This window comes from Massilia sp. Mn16-1_5 (assembly GCF_004798585.1).
Lineage (GTDB): Bacteria > Pseudomonadota > Gammaproteobacteria > Burkholderiales > Burkholderiaceae_D > Telluria.
The window spans coordinates 249916-267660 of record NZ_PPXQ01000005.1; the positions used below are offsets into that span (position 1 = coordinate 249916).

General features: G+C 65.2%; 13 protein-coding genes. 5 read left to right on the forward strand and 8 right to left on the reverse strand.

The window, feature by feature from the left end:
- Positions 1-78: 78 nt before the first annotated feature.
- The gene (gene rfbD, locus C2862_RS07995; protein WP_136219586.1) at positions 79-2397 is read left to right on the forward strand and encodes a dTDP-4-dehydrorhamnose reductase; all 2319 of its coding nucleotides are present in this window, start codon (positions 79-81) and stop codon (positions 2395-2397) included.
- Here rfbD and C2862_RS08000 read toward each other — a convergent pair.
- Entirely contained in the window at positions 2388-2981 is a 594-nt protein-coding gene (locus C2862_RS08000) for a hypothetical protein (protein ID WP_136219587.1), read from the reverse strand. The two genes, rfbD and C2862_RS08000, sit on opposite strands and share 10 nt — an antisense overlap.
- Positions 2978-4399, reverse strand: coding sequence for a cytochrome P450 (locus C2862_RS08005; RefSeq protein ID WP_136219588.1), 1422 nt, complete (start codon positions 4397-4399; stop codon positions 2978-2980). The genes C2862_RS08000 and C2862_RS08005 overlap by 4 nt, the downstream gene beginning before the upstream one ends.
- 100 nt (positions 4400-4499) lie before the next feature.
- Between C2862_RS08005 and C2862_RS08010 the strand changes: the two genes are divergently transcribed.
- From C2862_RS08010 to C2862_RS08025, 4 genes are all read left to right on the forward strand, one after another.
- Positions 4500-5417: a helix-turn-helix domain-containing protein gene (locus C2862_RS08010; RefSeq protein ID WP_136219589.1), complete on the forward strand. Its 918-nt coding sequence runs from the start codon at positions 4500-4502 to the stop codon at positions 5415-5417.
- A gap of 143 nt (positions 5418-5560) precedes the next feature.
- Complete coding sequence (locus C2862_RS08015) at positions 5561-6466, forward strand: MORN repeat-containing protein (RefSeq protein WP_136219590.1); 906 nt, start codon at positions 5561-5563, stop codon at positions 6464-6466.
- 121 nt (positions 6467-6587) lie between these two features.
- The gene (locus C2862_RS08020; protein WP_136219591.1) at positions 6588-8357 is read left to right on the forward strand and encodes a cation:proton antiporter; all 1770 of its coding nucleotides are present in this window, start codon (positions 6588-6590) and stop codon (positions 8355-8357) included.
- Between the two features lie 48 nt (positions 8358-8405).
- The gene (locus C2862_RS08025; RefSeq protein ID WP_136219592.1) at positions 8406-9641 is read left to right on the forward strand and encodes a CaiB/BaiF CoA-transferase family protein; all 1236 of its coding nucleotides are present in this window, start codon (positions 8406-8408) and stop codon (positions 9639-9641) included.
- A gap of 92 nt (positions 9642-9733) precedes the next feature.
- Here C2862_RS08025 and C2862_RS08030 read toward each other — a convergent pair whose 3' ends face one another.
- The 6 genes from C2862_RS08030 to C2862_RS08055 all read right to left on the reverse strand — a co-directional run bounded on the left by C2862_RS08030 (position 9734) and on the right by C2862_RS08055 (position 17736).
- Positions 9734-10060, reverse strand: coding sequence for a hypothetical protein (locus tag C2862_RS08030; RefSeq protein ID WP_136219593.1), 327 nt, complete (start codon positions 10058-10060; stop codon positions 9734-9736).
- 107 nt (positions 10061-10167) lie between these two features.
- Positions 10168-11124, reverse strand: a complete 957-nt coding sequence (locus C2862_RS08035; RefSeq protein WP_136219594.1) for a hypothetical protein — start codon at positions 11122-11124, stop codon at positions 10168-10170.
- A gap of 9 nt (positions 11125-11133) precedes the next feature.
- Complete coding sequence (locus C2862_RS08040; RefSeq protein ID WP_136219595.1) at positions 11134-12546, reverse strand: hypothetical protein; 1413 nt, start codon at positions 12544-12546, stop codon at positions 11134-11136.
- A gap of 24 nt (positions 12547-12570) precedes the next feature.
- The gene (locus tag C2862_RS08045; RefSeq protein ID WP_136219596.1) at positions 12571-15375 is read right to left on the reverse strand and encodes a type VI secretion system Vgr family protein; all 2805 of its coding nucleotides are present in this window, start codon (positions 15373-15375) and stop codon (positions 12571-12573) included.
- A gap of 119 nt (positions 15376-15494) precedes the next feature.
- Entirely contained in the window at positions 15495-16712 is a 1218-nt protein-coding gene (locus tag C2862_RS08050) for an MFS transporter (protein WP_136219597.1), read from the reverse strand.
- Between the two features lie 154 nt (positions 16713-16866).
- Positions 16867-17736 carry a hypothetical protein gene (locus C2862_RS08055; RefSeq protein WP_136219654.1) on the reverse strand — a complete coding sequence of 290 codons (870 nt, stop codon included), beginning with the start codon at positions 17734-17736 and terminating at the stop codon, positions 16867-16869.
- Positions 17737-17745 lie beyond the last annotated feature (9 nt).

Sequence of the window (17745 nt, forward strand, 5' to 3'; positions counted from 1 at the left end):
TCGATTATTCCGAACTTTATCTTTTCGGCGACCGTCTAAAAGTTTTTTGTTGTTAAAATTCTAATAAGTGATGAACCTATGAATAACACGAGCCCGAACAGCCAGCCCCGCCCTCTTGAACTCTGGGGCGGCCTCGAATGTACCGTGAACCGTGTGCAAGACGAATACTTCAGCCAGCTCGACCGCAATGGCCACGCGCTGCGCAACTGCGACATCGGCCGCTTTGCCGCCACCGGCATCCGCGCCATCCGCTATCCTATCCTGTGGGAACGTACCGCCCCGGACGGCATCGACAAGGCCGACTGGAGCTGGCCGGACGAGCGCCTCCCGCTCCTCCGCGATGCGGGCGTGACGCCGATCGCCGGCCTGATCCACCACGGCAGCGGCCCGCGCGACACCAGCCTGCTCGACCCCGCCTTCCCGGAGCGCCTCGCCGAATACGCCGGCGCCGTCGCCGCCCGCTATCCCTGGCTCGAGTACTACACCCCCGTCAACGAACCCTGCACCACCGCGCGCTTCGCCGGCCTGTACGGCGTCTGGTATCCGCATGCGCGCGACGACAAATCCTTCATCCAGGCCCTCCTGATCCAGTGCCGCGCCGTCGTGCTCTGCATGCGCGAGATCCGCAAGGTCAACCCAAACGCCAAATTGGTCCAGACCGACGACTTGGGTAAAACCTACAGCACGCCGGAACTGGCCCGTGTCGCCGAGTTCTACAACGAGCGCCGCTGGCTGGCCTGGGACCTGCTGTGCGGCACCGTCGGGCCCGAACACAAGCTGTGGAAATATCTCACCGGCACCGGCGTCGACGTCGCCGACCTGCTCTGGTTCCGCGAGAACACCTGCCCGCCCGACCTGATCGGCGTGAATTACTACGTCACCAGCGAGCGCTGGCTCGACCACCGTCCGGAGCGCTATCCGCAGCATCACCGCGGCGTGGCCGACGGCATTCCCTGCGCGGACATCGAGGCTTCGCGCGCACTGGCCACACCGACGGCCGGCATCGCGCCCCTGCTGACCGAGGTCTGGGAACGCTACCGCCTGCCGCTGGCGATCACCGAAGCCCACATCGACGCGAATCGCGAAGACCAATTGCGCTGGCTGCTGGAAATCTGGCAGGCGGCCGAGAACGTGCGCGCCAACGGCGTCGACCTGCGCGCCGTCACCGTCTGGTCGCTGCTCGGTTCCTTCGACTGGAACAGCCTGGTCACCCAGAACCGCGGCTACTACGAACCGGGCCCCTTCGACGTACGCTCGCCGATGCCGCGCCCGACCGCGCTGGCCGCGATGATGCGCGAACTGGCATCCGGCCAGCCGCTCACCAACCCGGTGCTGCGCGGCCAGGGCTGGTGGCGCCGTCCGAACCGTTTCCTGTGCCCACCGGTCGCGACGCCCGCTGCGCTCACCTCGATCCCGGCGCCGGCCCAGCGCCTTGCTGGCATCAGCGCCGCGCCGATCCTGATCACGGGCGCGACCGGCACCCTGGGCCGCGCCTTTGCGCGCCTGTGCCAGAAGCGCAACCTGGCCTATAAACTGCTGTCGCGCCAGGACATGGACATCGCCGACCCGGCGTCGGTCGAACGCGCGCTGGCCCACTACAAGCCCTGGGCGCTGATCAACACCAGCGGCTATGTGCGCGTGGACGACGCCGAGCGGGAAGCGGAGCGCTGCATGCGCGAGAACACGCAAGGTGCCGCGATCCTGGCCGCGGCCTGCGCGCGCCATGGCGTGCATCTGACGACCTTCTCGAGCGACCTGGTATTCGACGGCCGATCGGCGCGCCCGTATGTCGAAAGCGATCCGGTCACGCCCTTGAATGTCTACGGCCGCAGCAAGGCCGAGTCCGAGCAGGCCGTGCTGGCCGCGCACCCGGGCGCCCTGGTGGTGCGCACCAGCGCCTTCTTCGGCCCCTGGGACCGCCATAATTTCGTCACCCTGGCGCTGAACGCCCTCGAGCGGGGCGAGACCTTCGCCGCGGCCGACGACATGACGGTGTCGCCGACCTATGTGCCGGACCTGGTGCACACCTGCCTGGATCTCGCCATCGACCGCGAATCCGGGGTCTGGCACCTGAACAACAGCGGATCGGTCACCTGGTACGAACTGGCGAAGCTGGCGGCGGAAAAAGCCGGCATCAGTAGCGCCACGCTGGTGGCCCAGTCCTCCTCCGCGCTGGGTATGCCCGCTGCACGTCCGGCCTACAGCGTCCTGCACAGCGAACGCGGCGTCCTGCTGCCGAAGCTGGAGAACGCGCTGGAGCGCTACATCGAACTGCGCGGTGTCGACGATCCGGAGTACGAAGAGCTGGTCAAGACGATGGAGACGCGGGTGCCTGCCGCCAGCGGCCATCGCCAGCAGGAAGAAACGCCGGCCGAAGCGGTCGCCGGTCAGCTCTGAACGTAGGTATTCCGGTAGGTCTGCGGCACCTCATAGGGCAGCAGCTTGCCCATGAGGGCCGCTACGACCAGGCTCGAGACCAGGACGCCGGCGCACACCGGCACGACCAGCGCCGCCGTCCCCGCGCGCCGCGCCAGCGCGCAGCCCAGGTGGGTGAACAGCGCCAGCACCGCCAGGAAATAATAGGGCACGAAAAACAGCTGGTAAGGCCAGACCTGCAGTCCGGCCGCTGCGAAGTGGACGTTCGTGTCCAGATCCAGCACGGCCCGCCCGAACAGGACTGCCGACACGTGAATCAGCAGGAACAGCGCCAGGTAGGCGCCGGACGCCGCCTGCAGCCGCGCGATCCGGTCCATGCGCCGCTTCCCCGCCAGCAGGCGCAGGCCGCTCCCTGCCTGCGCCGCCACCGCGAGCAGCAGGATAATCTCGACCAGCGGCTGCCGGTACACGACCCGCGCCGCTTCCATGAAGCGCAGGTGGGCGGCGATGCCGCCCAGCGCCGCCAGGTGATTCGCCAAATGCATCAAGACGAAGACGCCGACCAGCAGCGCGCCGGCGCGGTGCAGCTTGCGCACTGCCCTCATGCTTCTCTCCTTTCCAGCACCAGCCGCAGCGGCTCGCGCGGGCGCAGCGTGATGTTGAACACAGGTTCGGGCGGCGCCATGTTGTCGCGCGGCCGCACTGTAAAACGCTGCAGGAACATCGCCGCGATGACGGTCATCTCGGCCAGCGCCAGGTGCTGGCCGATGCACACGCGCGGGCCGGTACCGAAGGGCATCCAGGCGCCGCGCACGCGGTCGGACGCATCGCCGGCGAAGCGCTCGGGACGGAATGCCTCCGGCTCCGGAAACAGGCGCGGATCGCGTTGCAGCAGGCCGACCGGCACCGTGAACATGGTGCGCGCCGGGAAGCGCCAGCCGCCGAGCGCGATCGGCTGCCGGGTGCGGCGCGTCAGCAGTACCGGCGCGGCCGGATACAGGCGCAGCGTTTCCTGCAGCGTGCGCTTCAAATGACCGAGCTGCGGCAGGTCCGATGCGGCCGGGACGCGGCCTTGCAGGACCGAGTCGACTTCTTCACGCGCGGCCGTCTGGGCCGCCGGGTTGGCGGCCATGCACCAGGCCCACCAGGTCAGCGTGGCGGCGGCCGTTTCGTGGCCGGCGAGGAAGGCCGTCATGCACTCGTCCTGCACTGCCCGCAAGGGCCAGGCGGCGGGATCGGTGCGGTGCAGGGCGAGCAAGCGGGTCAGCAGGTCGGCCGGCCATTCCTCTTGCGCCAGCGCCAGGCGCGCCGTCACATGGCGTTCGATTAGTCCGCGCAGCACCCGCATCGCACGGCGCTTGGGTGCCTTCCAGGGCATCCAGTCCGGCCAGCTCGCCGGCCAGTACATCTCCGCATTCCCCGCCACCGAGACCGTGTGCACGGCGCGTTCGGCCAGCCGCGCATCGGCATCGATCGCGCTCGAAAACATGGTGCGCAGGATGACGTCCATGCCGAGCGAGGTAAACGCCTGTTCGATGGGCCAGCCCTCTTCGCCCGCGCGCCAACCGGCGAAGGCCTGCTGCGCCGCGGTCGCAATGACGGGCACGTAGGATTGCGAAGCCTTGGGCGTAAAGGCCGGCTGCAGGGCCTGGCGCCGTGCCAGCCAGAGCGGACCTTCGGCCGTCAGCACGCTGCGGCCGTGCAGCTGCGACATCACCGCGATGCCGCGCTCCCAGCGCACCAGCTGCTCGTGCTGTGTGATCAGCAGTTCGCGCACGAGGGCCGGATCGGTAAGCACGACCTGATGCTCGGGCCAGATGCGCAGGTGCACGACGTCGCCATGCTGCCGGCGCCAGCGCTCGAGGGAGCCGAGCGGGTCGCGCGACATCGCGCGCAGCAGGCCCCAACCGGTCAGGCCGGGCGCCGGTCCGGGCGGCCAGATCGAGGGCGCGCGCGATTGGTCGAGGGGCCGCGGCACTGCGGCGGCGTGGAAGGGACATCCGGAAGTCGTGTCAGGTTTCATGGCACCGATTCTCCGGCGTGCCGCAAGTCGGGTCTTGTACGAAAGCGACATGCACAGAGCATGACATTTTGACAGCATTTCCTTGCTATACTCGGCGCCCATGGCTGCCCGACCTTGCATCGTACCTCCCTCGCCGCTCGGACGCGCTCCCCGCGCCCCGCGCGCGGACGGCGCCGCATGCGAATGGCTGCGTCTGGCGCCGGCATCGCTGCAGGGCGCCCTGCTCGCGCTGATCACGCGCGACACCACCGGCCTGGTGCTGAGCGATGCGCAGCGTCTCACGCACTTTCCGGCTTCGCCCTTCGTCACCCTGTCCTGGTTCCGCGGCGCCGACGTCGGCCTGGTGACGCCGGAACCGTCCTGGTCGCCTTTCGGCGCGCCGGTCGTCATCTCCGGCAGCCAGTCGCATCCGACCGTGAGCTGGGCGCCGACCACCGGCTACGGCCACGTCCTCTGCTTCAATGCGGACGCGGCACGGGCGCTGTTCGGGCTGGATCTGGCGGCGATCCAGGACCGCTTCGTTTCCGTCGACGAGGCAATCGGTCCCGAATTCGCTCCCCTGTGGGCCGATCTTTTCGCCAGCAGCGACGCCGACGTGCCCGCCGTGCTGGAGCGCCACCTCGCCCGCCGTTGGCAAGTCCTGCAGGGACGCGATTCAATCCGCCCTTCGCTGCAGCAGCTGGGACGGCACTGGGTCGAGCGCCTGGCCTGGCAGGCCGGCCAGTGGGCGCGGGTGCACAGTCCGCGCCACGTCGAGCGCCGCGTGAAATCCTTCAGCGGCCGCTCGCTGCGCGAATGGCAGTCCATCGTGCGCACCGAAGGCCTGTTCTTCGCCGCGCGCGAGCGCCACGAAGCAGGCCTGCCCTTCGACTGGCCCACGCTGGCGCTGGACCAGGGTTTTACGGACCAGGCGCACATGATCCGCAGCGTCAAGCGCATCACGGGATTTTCGCCGACCGAGTTCGCCGAACGTTTCACCGATGACGAATCGTTCTGGATGTATCGCCTGTGGATGTAGAGGGACGGCTGCGGGGAGGATGCAAGCTTGCTGATTTGTCTCACATTGCAGGGGAGCGGCCCCGAAATGTTGCCAACTATCATTGACTGTCGTTTATAAATCAGCTGAAAATCAATAGCAACAAATCAACAAGGAGTTCATCCGTGCACACTTCCGCTTTCCTGTTCGCCCTCGGCATGGCCTTCGGCTGTTCTTCCGCCCTTGCGCAGGGAGTGGGGTCGGCAGCGGGTGAAGTCACCCTCAGACTGCCCGGCGGCGGCATCTACATTGGCACGGTCACCAACGGCGTCCCCGACGGCAAAGGTTACTTCCAGGATGCCGACGGCATGCAGTACGAGGGCGAGGTGCACATGGGACGGCGTACCGGCCTTGCCGAGGCACTTTTCCCGAATGGCAACCGTTACAAGGGAGAATGGAAGGATGGCAAGCCGGACGGCAATGGCACCATGACCTATATGCTCGGCGGCAGTTACGAAGGCCGCTGGCGCGAGGGCGTACGCGACGGCCGCGGCGTCATGACCTTTGCCGGCAGCGGCCGCCGCGCCGAGGTCGGCTTCGTGGACGGCGAGCGCATCGACGCGAAGATGCCTGCGCCGGAACCGGATCCACCCAAACAACAATACGCGCTGCGCGACGCCAACGCGAAGATCGGTTCCCACTTCTCGCACAAGATCAGCACCTCGGCGATCCCGCTGAACGCCGGATGGGAACAATTGACGCCGGCGCAGCAGCGCATGGTCCGCGATCGCTACCCGGCGCTGGACGAGGCGGACGAACCGCCCTATCCGGTGAAGGGGCCGCAGACATTCTATGCCAGGCTGGCCGAGCTGAGCGGCAAGTACCAACTCAACGAGGACCTGCGCATCTACGTGCTGATCGGCGCGGACGGCAAGGTGGCGTCGGTGACCTCGATGGGGATCGAGGACCCGGAAGCGAGGCGCCTGGCCGGGGTGCTCGCCGGGCTCGTGCAGTACAAGCCGGCGCGCTGCGGCGGCCAGCCCTGCCAGATGATGGTGCCCTTCAATATGCGTCTGAGCGTGACCTACTGAGCAGGATTCCCGTCTCACGAATCATGCATGACCGGGGCAGCCCCGCTGCCCTCGCTGCGGCCGCACCGGGCCGCCGTTATAAAATGCCAATGCCAGTCAACAACCGCAAAGGCCGCCCTCCGTGCAAGAGCAACACGCTTTCCCGTTTTTTCGGGAAATCATCCTTTTCCTGATCCTCGCCGGCATCCTCATCCCAATCCTGCAACGCCTGCGCATCAACCAGGTGCTGGGCTTCCTGGCCGTGGGCGCCATCGCCGGCCCCTTCGGGCTCGCACTGCACGCGGGCGAATTCCCCTGGCTGGCCTGGCTCACCTTCCCCAGCGGCCAGGGCGTCTCGATGCTGGCCGAGATCGGCGTGCTATTCCTGATGTTCATGATCGGCCTAGAGCTCTCGGCCGCGCGCCTGTGGGCGATGCGCGCCTGGGTCTTCGGCGCCGGCACGGTGCAGGTGCTGGCTACCGCCGTCCTGATCGGCGGCGCCGCCATGCTATTCGGGCTGCCCTTCCCCGCGGCCGCCATCCTCGGCGTCGTGCTCTCGCTCTCGTCTACCGCCGTGGTCATGCAGCTGATGAGCGAGCAAAACAGCACCGGCAGCCGCCTCGGCCAGGCCGCGTTTGCGATCCTGATGCTGCAGGACCTGGCCGTGGTCCCGATCCTGGTGCTGATCGGCGTGCTGGCGCGCGGCAGCGGCGACGGCGCCGCGACGCTGGCGCTGGTGACGATGGCGAAGGCCGGCGGCGCCATCGCCCTGATCTACCTGGTCGGCCGCCGCGTGATCCATCCCTTGTTCAAAGCCTTCGCGCGCCATCGCCAGCCGGACGTCTTCATGGCGCTGATCCTGCTGAGCACCTTCGGCATCGCGGGCTTATCAAGCGCGGCCGGCCTGTCGATGGCGCTGGGCGCCCTGATCGCCGGCCTGCTGCTGGCCGAAACCGAGTTCCGCCACGAAGTCGAACTCATGGTCGAACCCTTCAAGGGCCTGCTCATGGGCCTGTTCTTCATGACGGTCGGGATGGGCATGGACACGCGCCAGATCGTCGAGGCGCCACTGTGGCTGCTTGGTGCCGTGCTGGGCCTGGTGCTGGTGAAGGCGCTGGTCGTCACGCTGCTGCTGCGCGCCGGCCGCCTGCCCTGGGCACGCGCGCTCGAGGGCGGCCTGCTGCTGGCCCAGGGCGGCGAGTTCGCCTTCATCGTGCTGGGCGACGCGATCAACGCCAAGCTGCTCGACCCGGGCCTGGGCTCGCGCGTCATGCTGGCCGTCGGCCTGTCGATGTTCATCACGCCGCTGCTGGCGCGCCTGGGCCGGACCATCGGCGAACACGCCGAGCTTGCCGCCGTCGAGAACGCGGCGAAGAACGACGAAGCCGTGCTGGCCGCCGGACGCGGACAAATCATCATTGCCGGCTTCGGGCGCGTCGGCCAGCAGCTCGCCAAACTGCTCACAAGCCAGCACATCCCCTACGTCGCCTTCGAGAACGATGCCGCGCTGGTCTCGAAGCTGCACGCGCAAGGCATTCCGGTCTACTACGGCAATGCCGCGCGCCCGGAACTGCTGCGTCTCGTAAAAGCCGAGGAAGCGCCGGCGATCGTGCTCACCATGGACAATCCGTCCTCGGCCCTGCACGCCGTGCGCGGCATCCGGCGCGACTTCGCGCACGTGCCGCTGTTCGTGCGTTCGCGCGACGAACGCCATGCGCGCCTGCTCAAGCGCGCCGGCGCCACCGTGGTGGTGCCGGAGACGCTGGAAGCGAGCCTGCAGTTGTCGGCCTTCGTGCTCGAAGCGATGGGCCTGGACGAGCGCACCGTCGACGACATCGTCGACTACGAGCGCGACCTGTTCGCGGAGCAGTTGAACGACGCCGGCTTGCGCGAACCGGGCCACCGGGCCTGACCGGATCGCCAGCTATAATCGCGGCTCGACAAACTTGGTGAAAACATCATGACGAATGGTTCTCCGAAAGCGCTGGGCCACATCCGCGTACTCGATCTGTCGCGCGTGCTGGCGGGCCCCTGGTGCGCGCAAAACCTGGCCGACCTTGGCGCCGACGTCATCAAGATCGAACGCCCCGGTTGCGGCGACGATACCCGCGCCTGGGGCCCGCCCTATGCGCGCGACGCGGACGGGAACAACACCGGCGAAGCGGCCTATTACCTGTCGGCGAACCGCGGCAAACGCTCGGTGACGGTCGATATCGCTAGCCCCGAAGGCCAGGCCCTGATCCGCGACCTCGCGCGCCATGCCGACGTGGTCCTCGAAAACTACAAGGTCGGCCAGTTGAAGCGCTACGGCCTGGACTACGAATCGCTGAAGGCGCTGAAGCCGGACCTGGTCTACTGCTCGATCACCGGCTTCGGCCAGGACGGGCCCTATGCGCACCGCGCCGGCTACGACTTCCTGATCCAGGGCATGGGCGGCCTGATGTCGGTCACCGGCGAGCGCGACGAACTGCCCGGCGGCGGCCCGCAAAAGGCGGGCGTCGCACTGACCGACCTGATGACCGGCATGTACGCGACCATCGCCGTGCTGGCCGCCCTGACCCACCGCGACCGCACCGGCGAGGGCCAGTACATCGACATGGCCCTGCTCGACACGCAGGTCGCGATGCTGGCGAATGTCGGCAGCAATTATCTCAACAGCGGCAAGGCGCCGAAGCGCTGGGGCAATGCGCACGCCAACATCGTGCCCTACCAGACCTTCGCCTGTTCGGACGGGCACATCATCGTCGCGGCCGGGAACGACGGGCAGTACCAGAAGTTCGTCGAAGCCGGCGGCCGGCCGGAGCTGGCGCTGGACCCGCGCTTTGCCACCAATCCTTCCCGTGTCCAGCACCGCGACGTGCTGGTGCCGCTGCTGGCGGAAATGGTTGCGACGCGCACGCGGGACGAGTGGATCGCCGCGCTGGAAGCGGTTGGCGTACCCTGCGGCCCGATCAACGACGTCGGCGAAGTCTTCGCCAACGAGCAGGTGCAGGCACGCGGCATGGCAGTCGAGCTGCCGCACCCGAGCGCCGGCCAGGTGACGCTGGTACGCAGCCCGATGAAGATGTCGGCCACGCCGGCGACGAGCGACAAGGCGCCGCCGCTGCTGGGCCAGCACACCGAGGAAGTGCTGCGCGATGTGCTGGGCCGAAGCGGCGACGAGATTGCGGCGCTGCGCGCACGCGGGGTGGTGTAAGGGCGCGTTCTACACGCCTGGTACGGCGGGCGGCGCTGCCGCCCGCGTGGATTGCGTCAGCTACGCGTTTGCGTAAGCCGGCGCTGGCTTTCTTAGTGCAGCTTGTGCTTGAAGTCGGACAGCTCGGCGTGCACGCGGGTGACGACCGCTTCCAGGTGCGCCGGCATCTGCGGGCTGGAACGGCTGATGCGCTTGGCCTCGTCGCCCATGTCCTCCATCCTGTCCACGCACTGAACGATGCGTGCCTCGTCGTTCGACTGCATCACATCGCGCGCCTGTTTCACTTCACGCGCAATGCGTTCGATACAGTCACGCATCTCGGGCGGCGTATCCTGCGACGCCCTGCAGGCCTGCTCGGCTTCGCCGATGGTCTGTTGCAGGTGGCTGTACCGTTGCTGGATTTCATTGGATTGCAGCATCATGACCTCCTCAACATAAAGAGAGCAGATGATTTTAGCGCTGGATCAAAAAGGGGCGCGCGCGCTGTAGTTCGTTTGCAGGCAAACAAAGAGCAGCTGCTGTGCGCCTAGGAACCTTGATTGCTATCCCATTGCCAGATCGTCCGTCCGTAAGCAGAGTCAACGCTCGACATCACCTCTCCTTTCTGGAATAGGCGCCGCGAGTCGGTTTTGGCGGGAGTAAAGTAGAAGCCAGTCTCTGGGCAGGGCTCGCCACTCGGAACCCGGATATGTTGCACTCCCGATGAAGGATCAGTTTGCACCCCGTCTCGCTCATCGGGAGCGCGCTCAACCAGATACCAGGTACAGTCTCGTTCCTCCACTATTGGCTCCTCGGCATATTTCTCGCCTGTTGTTGGATGCAGAAGAGGTCGCATTCCTACGCGTACCTTGGCGGCGGGCGCCGTCTCGTATCTGACACACAGGAATTCAGCACAGCTGCGCTCCACATCGGGAACATAGATGCCGTTTTGCTCCAATTTCTTTCCAGTCGCAACCGAGACATTTCGCTGGATTCTGTACTTGGGCCACAGTGCGGGAGGATTCAGTGGTCCCAGGTAGTCGCCATACTCAGCCAGCTGGAATGGCGCCCACTCTGCACCTTCTGTTGTTGAAATATTGCCAGCCAACGTAATCGCCTTACTCAGGAGCTCCCCATAAATATTGTCGTCCGCTTGTGACATCCATCCAGACCAATAATCCATTTGACCTTTAAAATCACTTTCCGGGCCCCATGAACAAGTTAGGCCCTCGAAATCTCCATGGGTTAACAAGATGTATCCCGAATTTAAGCTTTGCAGAGTCTTCCGGAAATTGGGAATTACACGATTCCCCCAGGCAACGTCTGGCTGCTCCGGCAAAGACCGGGCACGATAGTCTTTCGGTAAATTTTGCATAAACCTACCAAGACAATTTTCTAAGTGCTCGACCATCTGCGCCCAAGTGTCGCGTAGTTCGCAAAAATACTCGGCAGATGTATATCGCTCGAGAAGGAAAAGCTCCTGGGAATTAAGAAATTGATTCATTTTTCTCCTCTAACGAACATGGTTTTTTTGGACAGGCACACCAACCAAGCCGTTATTTGTGCCCAAGTCGTCATACCCCCATCCAGTCTTTTTTCGCGGACTAATGTGTGACTTATCGATATGCGAAGGATCGACGACTATTTGGCGTGCGCCGCCTTCAAGAACGAAGTCAGTTTTGTCCAGCCGTTGAGATGCTGTTACTCCTTCCCAAACATTTAGACCCGGCCCCGGCGGAACGGTATAAACGATAAATTCGCCGTTACTGTTCCAGTTCGCCCATACTGCGAAACGGCGTCTCCAGTCGTCTTTCGACTTCAATTTCGTGAATTCGGTCTCGCTCATCCAACAAATGCTGTTATCAAAAGAGGCCGGGTCTACCACACGGTAGAGCTTCGTCCCAGGAGGGATCGTCAATGCTTGAATAGTATTGAAAGTCTTATGTGCATCGTTAAGTGGATGGCGCCCACGCATTGGGTCTGGAGCTGTGCTTGTCCAGCCCGGCGGAGCAACTGGCGGATGATTCACCTTACGATATGCTACCTTTGTTGTCGTATCGACCCAGACTGGCTTGGCCTTGTTTAACGCCGCTATTTCCTCAGCTTCCGACACCTTCGCAAAAGCATGTGGATTCACCGAATTCAGGTAGGCCCGGTGCGCCATGTCGGCTTGTATCTCCAAGCGCCGCGCCAAGCCTTCCAGAGCATTTCGGAGCGGACTGACAGCTTCAGCCAGGTGGCGACTTGCGCCCTGCCGAACCTGATCGATCTTCCTGAGAAGATCTGCCGCGCGTGACGCCAAGTCGCCGCTCCCCCATTTCGTTACCAAACCTAACAGGCGTTTTGTTGCGCCGGCCACGTGGTCGAATGCTCCCATCAACGCACCGGTGTTCACCCGACCAACCACTTTCTTGATCTCAGCGGCTAGCCTGCGATGAGGGTTATCCCACTTCATGGCCTTGAGTGCAGCAATGACTTCCGGGCGGGCAAAGAATTTGTTTAACTGAACAATGGCCTCATCGAGATGCAAAGCCAGCCGCGGCGTCACGCCACTGACAGCGGCAGCCTTGCGTCCCCCGGCAAACAGCACCTTCAGACATCCTTTCAACAGTGATCCGAGCCCGGGAATCAGGCCGATCAAGGTCAAAGCAAGCGAGAACCAATGCCATGACTGTTCCGGCTCCTTCTCGAGCTTCTTGCAGTTCGCAACGAGATCGCGAACATCGCAAAGCTGGTCGACGAATGGAATCATCGAGATGACGGTGCCAGTAACAACCTGGGCAGTGCTCGCGTTATCGTTGAAGTCTCCCTGCATTACCTCCCAGATCCATTCAGCACCTGCGGCCAGATTATCCTTGCCGTCCTTGATCCAACGAGCGGGAGCAGAACAAAACCAGGCCAACGCGTTCTCGAACTCATCGTTCATGTGTTGCACCTCCGAGTAATTTTTTCAGCCGGTGAACATCTTGTCTGCCTGGGATAACATCGCTTTCAAGGGTTCCCAAGGCGTGTCGATTAGCGGTGTGCGCTCCTCATACTCTGCGCAGATTGGTTTCTCCGGCACGTTGTCGTGGCGTGCGTTCCCGTTCTGGTCGAGCTTTCCACTAATGACGACGCCGTCAGCAAACTTGATCTTGTAGCCGACGCCTGCCATCGGCTCCCCGCTGGCGTCCCGATAATTGAGTGCGATGAAGTTTTTGCTTTCACTGGTTGCATCAGGTAGATGAGGAAGCTCGGCCGCTTGTTTCGAACCTTTATCGAACAGATGCTTCCCACCCTTCACCGAAAACTTCCCCGGACACGCAAACGTAATATCCCCACCCTCCAGCGTGATCGCCGACTGCCCTGCCTGCAGCACGATCTTCTGCTTGGCCTTGATCTCGATACAGTCATTCACCGAGATCACCGTGATCTCCTTGTCCGCCAGGATTTCCAGCGCATCCGTATGTGCCTGCAGCGATAGCGGCCCGTTCCCGGCAATCGCCTGGATGCCGCCGGCATGCGTGAACAGGCCGGCCGAGCCACCTGCAACCGAGGACACCGTGTGCGCGGCTGCCATGTGCAGGTCCGACTGCGTGGTCCAGTGCAGCTGCCGGCCTGCGTAGAGAAGAGTCGAGGCCGGCGTCGCCCAGTTGATGCTGGCTGCCGAGTCCATCAGCACAAGGGAAGAACCAAACTTTTCAACCGGCTGTTCGGCATCGAGCTCGCGCGAACCGTTCCTGGCCTTCAGGGCGGCCTGCCCATTGACGGCGCCGGCGAACTTGCCCTTCTCTTTTGGATCGATCTGTCCGATGAACTCCGCCTGCGCCTTCAAGGCATTCGCACTGAACAGCGCCTGCTGCTGCGCGGCGGCGTCGCCCAGCGTCTTGCCGAGCGCCTGTGCGCCCTTCAGTAGAGAGACAGCTTCCGCCGCATCCATCTGGGTGGAAGTCACCCCACACCCTTGGCGCGAACGGGCGCTGGTGGAGAGCAGCACGCCCTCCCCGCCGCGCACCACGGCCCAGGCATCGGTGCGCAGCTCGAAACCGCTGCCGCGGTAGGCGCCGCGCTGGGCCGAGCCGGGAGCCTGCTGGATAAGGTAGCCAAGGTTCAGCTGCGTACTCGCGGTGCTGGTGGCGAGCCGGGTTCGTAGCTGTTCCTGCGTGTCGTCGAGCTGCCACTGGTTGAAGCCGCCGCCGTCGAAGTTGTGACTGTGGATGCCCGACAGGGTGCCAGGATGCTCGACGCTTGAGCCGACGCCGGCCGGGAATGGCGGCAGGTCCGATCCGGTGAACAGCTGGGCCACGATCACCGGCCGGTCGATGTCCCCTTCGATAAAATCGACCAGCACCTCGGTGCCGATGCGCGGCGTGAACAGCGTGCCCCAGTTCGCGCCGGCCAGCGCTTCGGCGACGCGGACCCAGGTACCGGAGCGTTCGTCTCCGGGGGCGCAGCCGTCGCTGTCCGTGTCGTGCGCGAGGCCGCCGGCGTTCGGGCGGGCGCCGCGCTGCCAGGCGAACTGGACGCGCACCTGGTGGTCGCGCGTGGTGGTCGATACCGCATCAGGCAGGCCGACGACGAGCGCGCATTGGGCGCCGGGTGCGGTGACTTTCGAAGGCAAGGCCGTCAGCGCGGGCACGATGGCGACTGTGTCGCGCACGCATCCGAAGCGGTTGCGGTAGGTGCCCTTCTCGATGCCGCCCTGCGCTCCCTGGACGATGCCGGTATCGAAGTTGTTGCGGGCCTCATGCTGCACCCAGAGCACGGTGAAGGCATTCTCACCCTCGGGATAGCGCTCGTGCTGGGTAAGCTGGAAGGCGTGCCCCGCCGCCAGCCGGCGCGCCGCGCCCGTGCCTTCGAACCGTTTGTTGTCCAGCTCCAGCGCCTGCAGCATCAACTCGCTGTACGTGTCGGCGGTACTGCGCCCGCTCGCGATGCGTTCGCCGCTGCCGTCATACAGCCACAGCGGCGGTATGTCTCCCGCATCCAGGTTCGAGCGCTGCTCGAAACCTGGCGCTACCAGTTGCGCAGGATCCCAGCTGCTGATCGCGACGCCGTTGGCGGCCACGCGGCGCTGCGCGCTGAAGCTGTCGATGGCGTCGTCGCGCTCGGTGGCGCGCACGCCGTGAAAGCGGATGGCGGCGTTGCCCGGCGTCGCGGGCGGCATGGCGCGGCTGTCGAAGATGACCAGGCGATGTCCACCCTCTTCGTGTTCGAAGCGCCAGCTCAGGCCTTCGGAGGCCAGCAGGCGCACGAAGAAATCCAGATCGCTCTCGCGGTACTGGGTACAGATCGGGCGCGCAGGCAGGTCCTGGCTGATGTCGAAATCGAAGCGGATTTGCGGATAATCGGCCAGCAGTTCGGTGACAATGTCGCGTACGTTCCGGTCCTGGAAGATCCAGCTGTCGCGGCGATAAGACAGCAGCGCAAGCGCCGGCTCCAGGCGCAGGCGGTAGCGGGCGACGCCGCCGTCGGCACCGAGCCAGGCCGCGTCAAGACACAGGCCGTGCCAGGCGCGCCGGCTGCCGTCGGGCTGGAGCAGCCCGAGGGTAAGCTCCGCGCCGATGAAGGCGTCGATGTCGAGATCGGTCGAGGTGCTGAGGGCATCGACGTCGAAGCGGAACAGTTCGTTGACCGCCTCGCGGCCGCTGAAGGCTTCGGCCGCCAGCGCTTCGGGCAGATCGCCGTCCTGGCTGGTCTCGAGGGTGATGAGCCGTGCATGCTGGCTCAGGCCTGTGCCGAACAGGCCAAGGGTGGGAAAGCCGGGCGCGTTCATGCGCACTCCTCCGTCTGGGAATCGACGGCAAGCCGGACGCTTGCCAACCGTCGATGTTACCGGACGTAAAGTGAGCGAAGATGCCTGCGGGCATGACCCGCATCAAGACCCGGGCGGGTTTAGCCCGGCGGCGCAGCCGTGGCCGGGTCGAGCGGGGCCAGGCCGCGCAGGCGCAATGCGATCAGCATGGCGCCGACCAGCACGGCGCCGAGCAGGCCGACGACGCCGCTCCAGCCGCCGTGCTCCCAGACGTAGCCGCAGAACCAGCCGACCACGCTCGAACCGAGATAGTAGAAGAACAGGTACAGGGCCGAGGCCAGCGCCTGCGGCGGCCGCGCGCGCCGTCCGACCCAGCTGCTGGCCACCGAGTGCGAGGCGAAGAAGCCGAAGGTGTAGAGGCCGACGCCGGCCACCACCGCCACCAGGTTGCCGAACAGGGTCAGCAGGAGCCCGGCGAACATCACCGACATCACCAGCCACAGCACGTTGCGCCGTCCCAGCCGGTCGGCCAGGCGCCCGGCCCAGACCGAGCTGAAAATCCCCAGCAGGTAGAGCACGGACAGCGCGCCGACCGCGCTCTGGCGCAGGCCGAATTCGGATCCGAGCAGGCGGTAGCCGATGTAGTTATACAGGCTCACGAATGAACCCATCAGCAGGAAGGACAAGGCGAACAGCCAAGGCAGGCCGGCATCGCGTGCATGGCGCCTTACGCCGTCGACCAGGCCCGCGAAGCCGCCCTGCCCCGGCCGGAAACGCTTCGAGGCGGGCAGGCTGCGCCAGAATTCCCAGGCTGCGTACAGGCCCGCCGCACCCATCAGGCCGAGCGCCATGCGCCAAGACCAGAAGTCGCTGATGACGGAGGCCAGCACGCGTCCGAACATGCCGCCAAAGGCACTGCCGCTGATGTACATGCCCATCGCCAGGCCGAGCGAGGTCCCTTCGATCTCTTCGCTCAGGTAGGCCATGGCGATGGCCGGCATCCCGCCCAGCATGAAGCCGAGCAGCGCGCGCAGGATCAGCAATTGGTTGTAGTCGCTGGTGAAGGCGGCCAGCAGCGTGAGCAGGCCGCCGCTGAACATGGACGCGGCCATCATGGGCTTGCGTCCGAAACGTTCGGACAGCACGCTCGAGACCAGCAGCGAGACGGCCAGTGCGGCGGTGGAGATCGACAAGGCGAGGCTGCTCTGGGCGGGCGTCAGCGCGAAGTCGCGCGCGAGCAGCGGCATCAGGGGCTGGACGCTGTAGAGCAGAGCGAAGGTGGAAAAGCCACCGAAGGCCATGGCGCGGTTGACGCGTTTGAAATCGCTGCTGCCGGCGGCGATGGCGGGAGAAGACATGGGGACATCCTGGAACTCGACTGCCCATGATAGCGAAAAATGGGAGAAGCCGTGGCCGCCGGGTCGCGGCCAACCGGTGGGCGCGGGGCGCCCACCCTACGGACCGCAGCAAACGTAGGGTGGGCGCCCCGTGCCCACCGATTCAAAGCGGACCTTATGGATACTCGGTATCGAGCTCCGACCCCGCATAGTTCTCCAGCTCCGCGATCAGCTGCGTCATCGGCGCCTTGGTGCGGATGCTTTGCAGGACCGTGCAGTGCTCGCGGTAGGTTTGCACGCGCTCGGCGATGATGGCCTTGTGCGGTGCCGGCACCTTTTCCAGGAACGCGGCCCAGCCGGTCTCAAAGTCGGGGTTGTTCTTGCGGACCGATTTGACGAAGCGCTCGAAGTCCTTCTGCCCTGCCCGCGCATGGATCGTGCCGCCGTCGACTGCGAAGATGACCGCAAGCGCGATCACGCCTTCGGCATTCAGGTCCGGGTCAATGACCGGTCCCTCGTAGTGGTTCTTGCGCAGCCACTTCGCGGCGTTGACGACCGCCAGCACGCCCTCGCGCTGGCGCAGCTGGCCCAGGTAGCGCTCGTAGCCGCTCCAGCTCTCGCCGGGATCGGCGGTGCAGATGTCGACGAACAGCTCCTTCAAACGGCGCCCGGCGTAGACCGGGTCGTTGTCGTATTCGCCGACCAGGCTGTCCTCGGGCAGCGCGGCCAGTTCGCGGATCATGCGGAAGCCCGCCTGGAACACGTACTCGGCGCCGTCCGCGATCAGGATGTCGAGCGCGGTTTCGTCGGAGTCGTCGTCCACTAAATGCTCGAGGCCCAGCGAGACGCCGCCGATGGTCAGCATCTGGGCGCGCTGGATGCCTTCGGCGGTGCGGTCGTTGGTGAACTTCTCGGCCACCATCGCGGTGATGGACGCGAGTTCGTCGGCCAGGCCGATCGCCTCGTCGGCGTCGGCCTGGGTTGCAGCCAGCTTGATCGCACGGATCAGGCGCGGCAGTTTTTCAATGACGATTGCAGGCAGCATCGATGGCGA

Bases quoted from the DNA above. Each gene is read 5' to 3' on its own strand.
- C2862_RS08025 (WP_136219592.1), top strand. From the start codon at position 8,406: ATGACGAATGGTTCTCCGAAAGCGCTGGGCCACATCCGCGTACTCGAT.
- C2862_RS08000 (WP_136219587.1), bottom strand. From the start codon at position 2,981: ATGAGGGCAGTGCGCAAGCTGCACCGCGCCGGCGCGCTGCTGGTCGGC.
- C2862_RS08055 (WP_136219654.1), bottom strand. From the start codon at position 17,736: ATGCTGCCTGCAATCGTCATTGAAAAACTGCCGCGCCTGATCCGTGCG.
- C2862_RS08045 (WP_136219596.1), bottom strand. From the start codon at position 15,375: ATGAACGCGCCCGGCTTTCCCACCCTTGGCCTGTTCGGCACAGGCCTG.
- C2862_RS08005 (WP_136219588.1), bottom strand. From the start codon at position 4,399: ATGAAACCTGACACGACTTCCGGATGTCCCTTCCACGCCGCCGCAGTG.
- C2862_RS08040 (WP_136219595.1), bottom strand. From the start codon at position 12,546: ATGAACGATGAGTTCGAGAACGCGTTGGCCTGGTTTTGTTCTGCTCCC.
- C2862_RS08030 (WP_136219593.1), bottom strand. From the start codon at position 10,060: ATGCTGCAATCCAATGAAATCCAGCAACGGTACAGCCACCTGCAACAG.
- C2862_RS08035 (WP_136219594.1), bottom strand. From the start codon at position 11,124: ATGAATCAATTTCTTAATTCCCAGGAGCTTTTCCTTCTCGAGCGATAT.
- C2862_RS08010 (WP_136219589.1), top strand. From the start codon at position 4,500: ATGGCTGCCCGACCTTGCATCGTACCTCCCTCGCCGCTCGGACGCGCT.
- C2862_RS08050 (WP_136219597.1), bottom strand. From the start codon at position 16,712: ATGTCTTCTCCCGCCATCGCCGCCGGCAGCAGCGATTTCAAACGCGTC.
- rfbD (WP_136219586.1), top strand. From the start codon at position 79: ATGAATAACACGAGCCCGAACAGCCAGCCCCGCCCTCTTGAACTCTGG.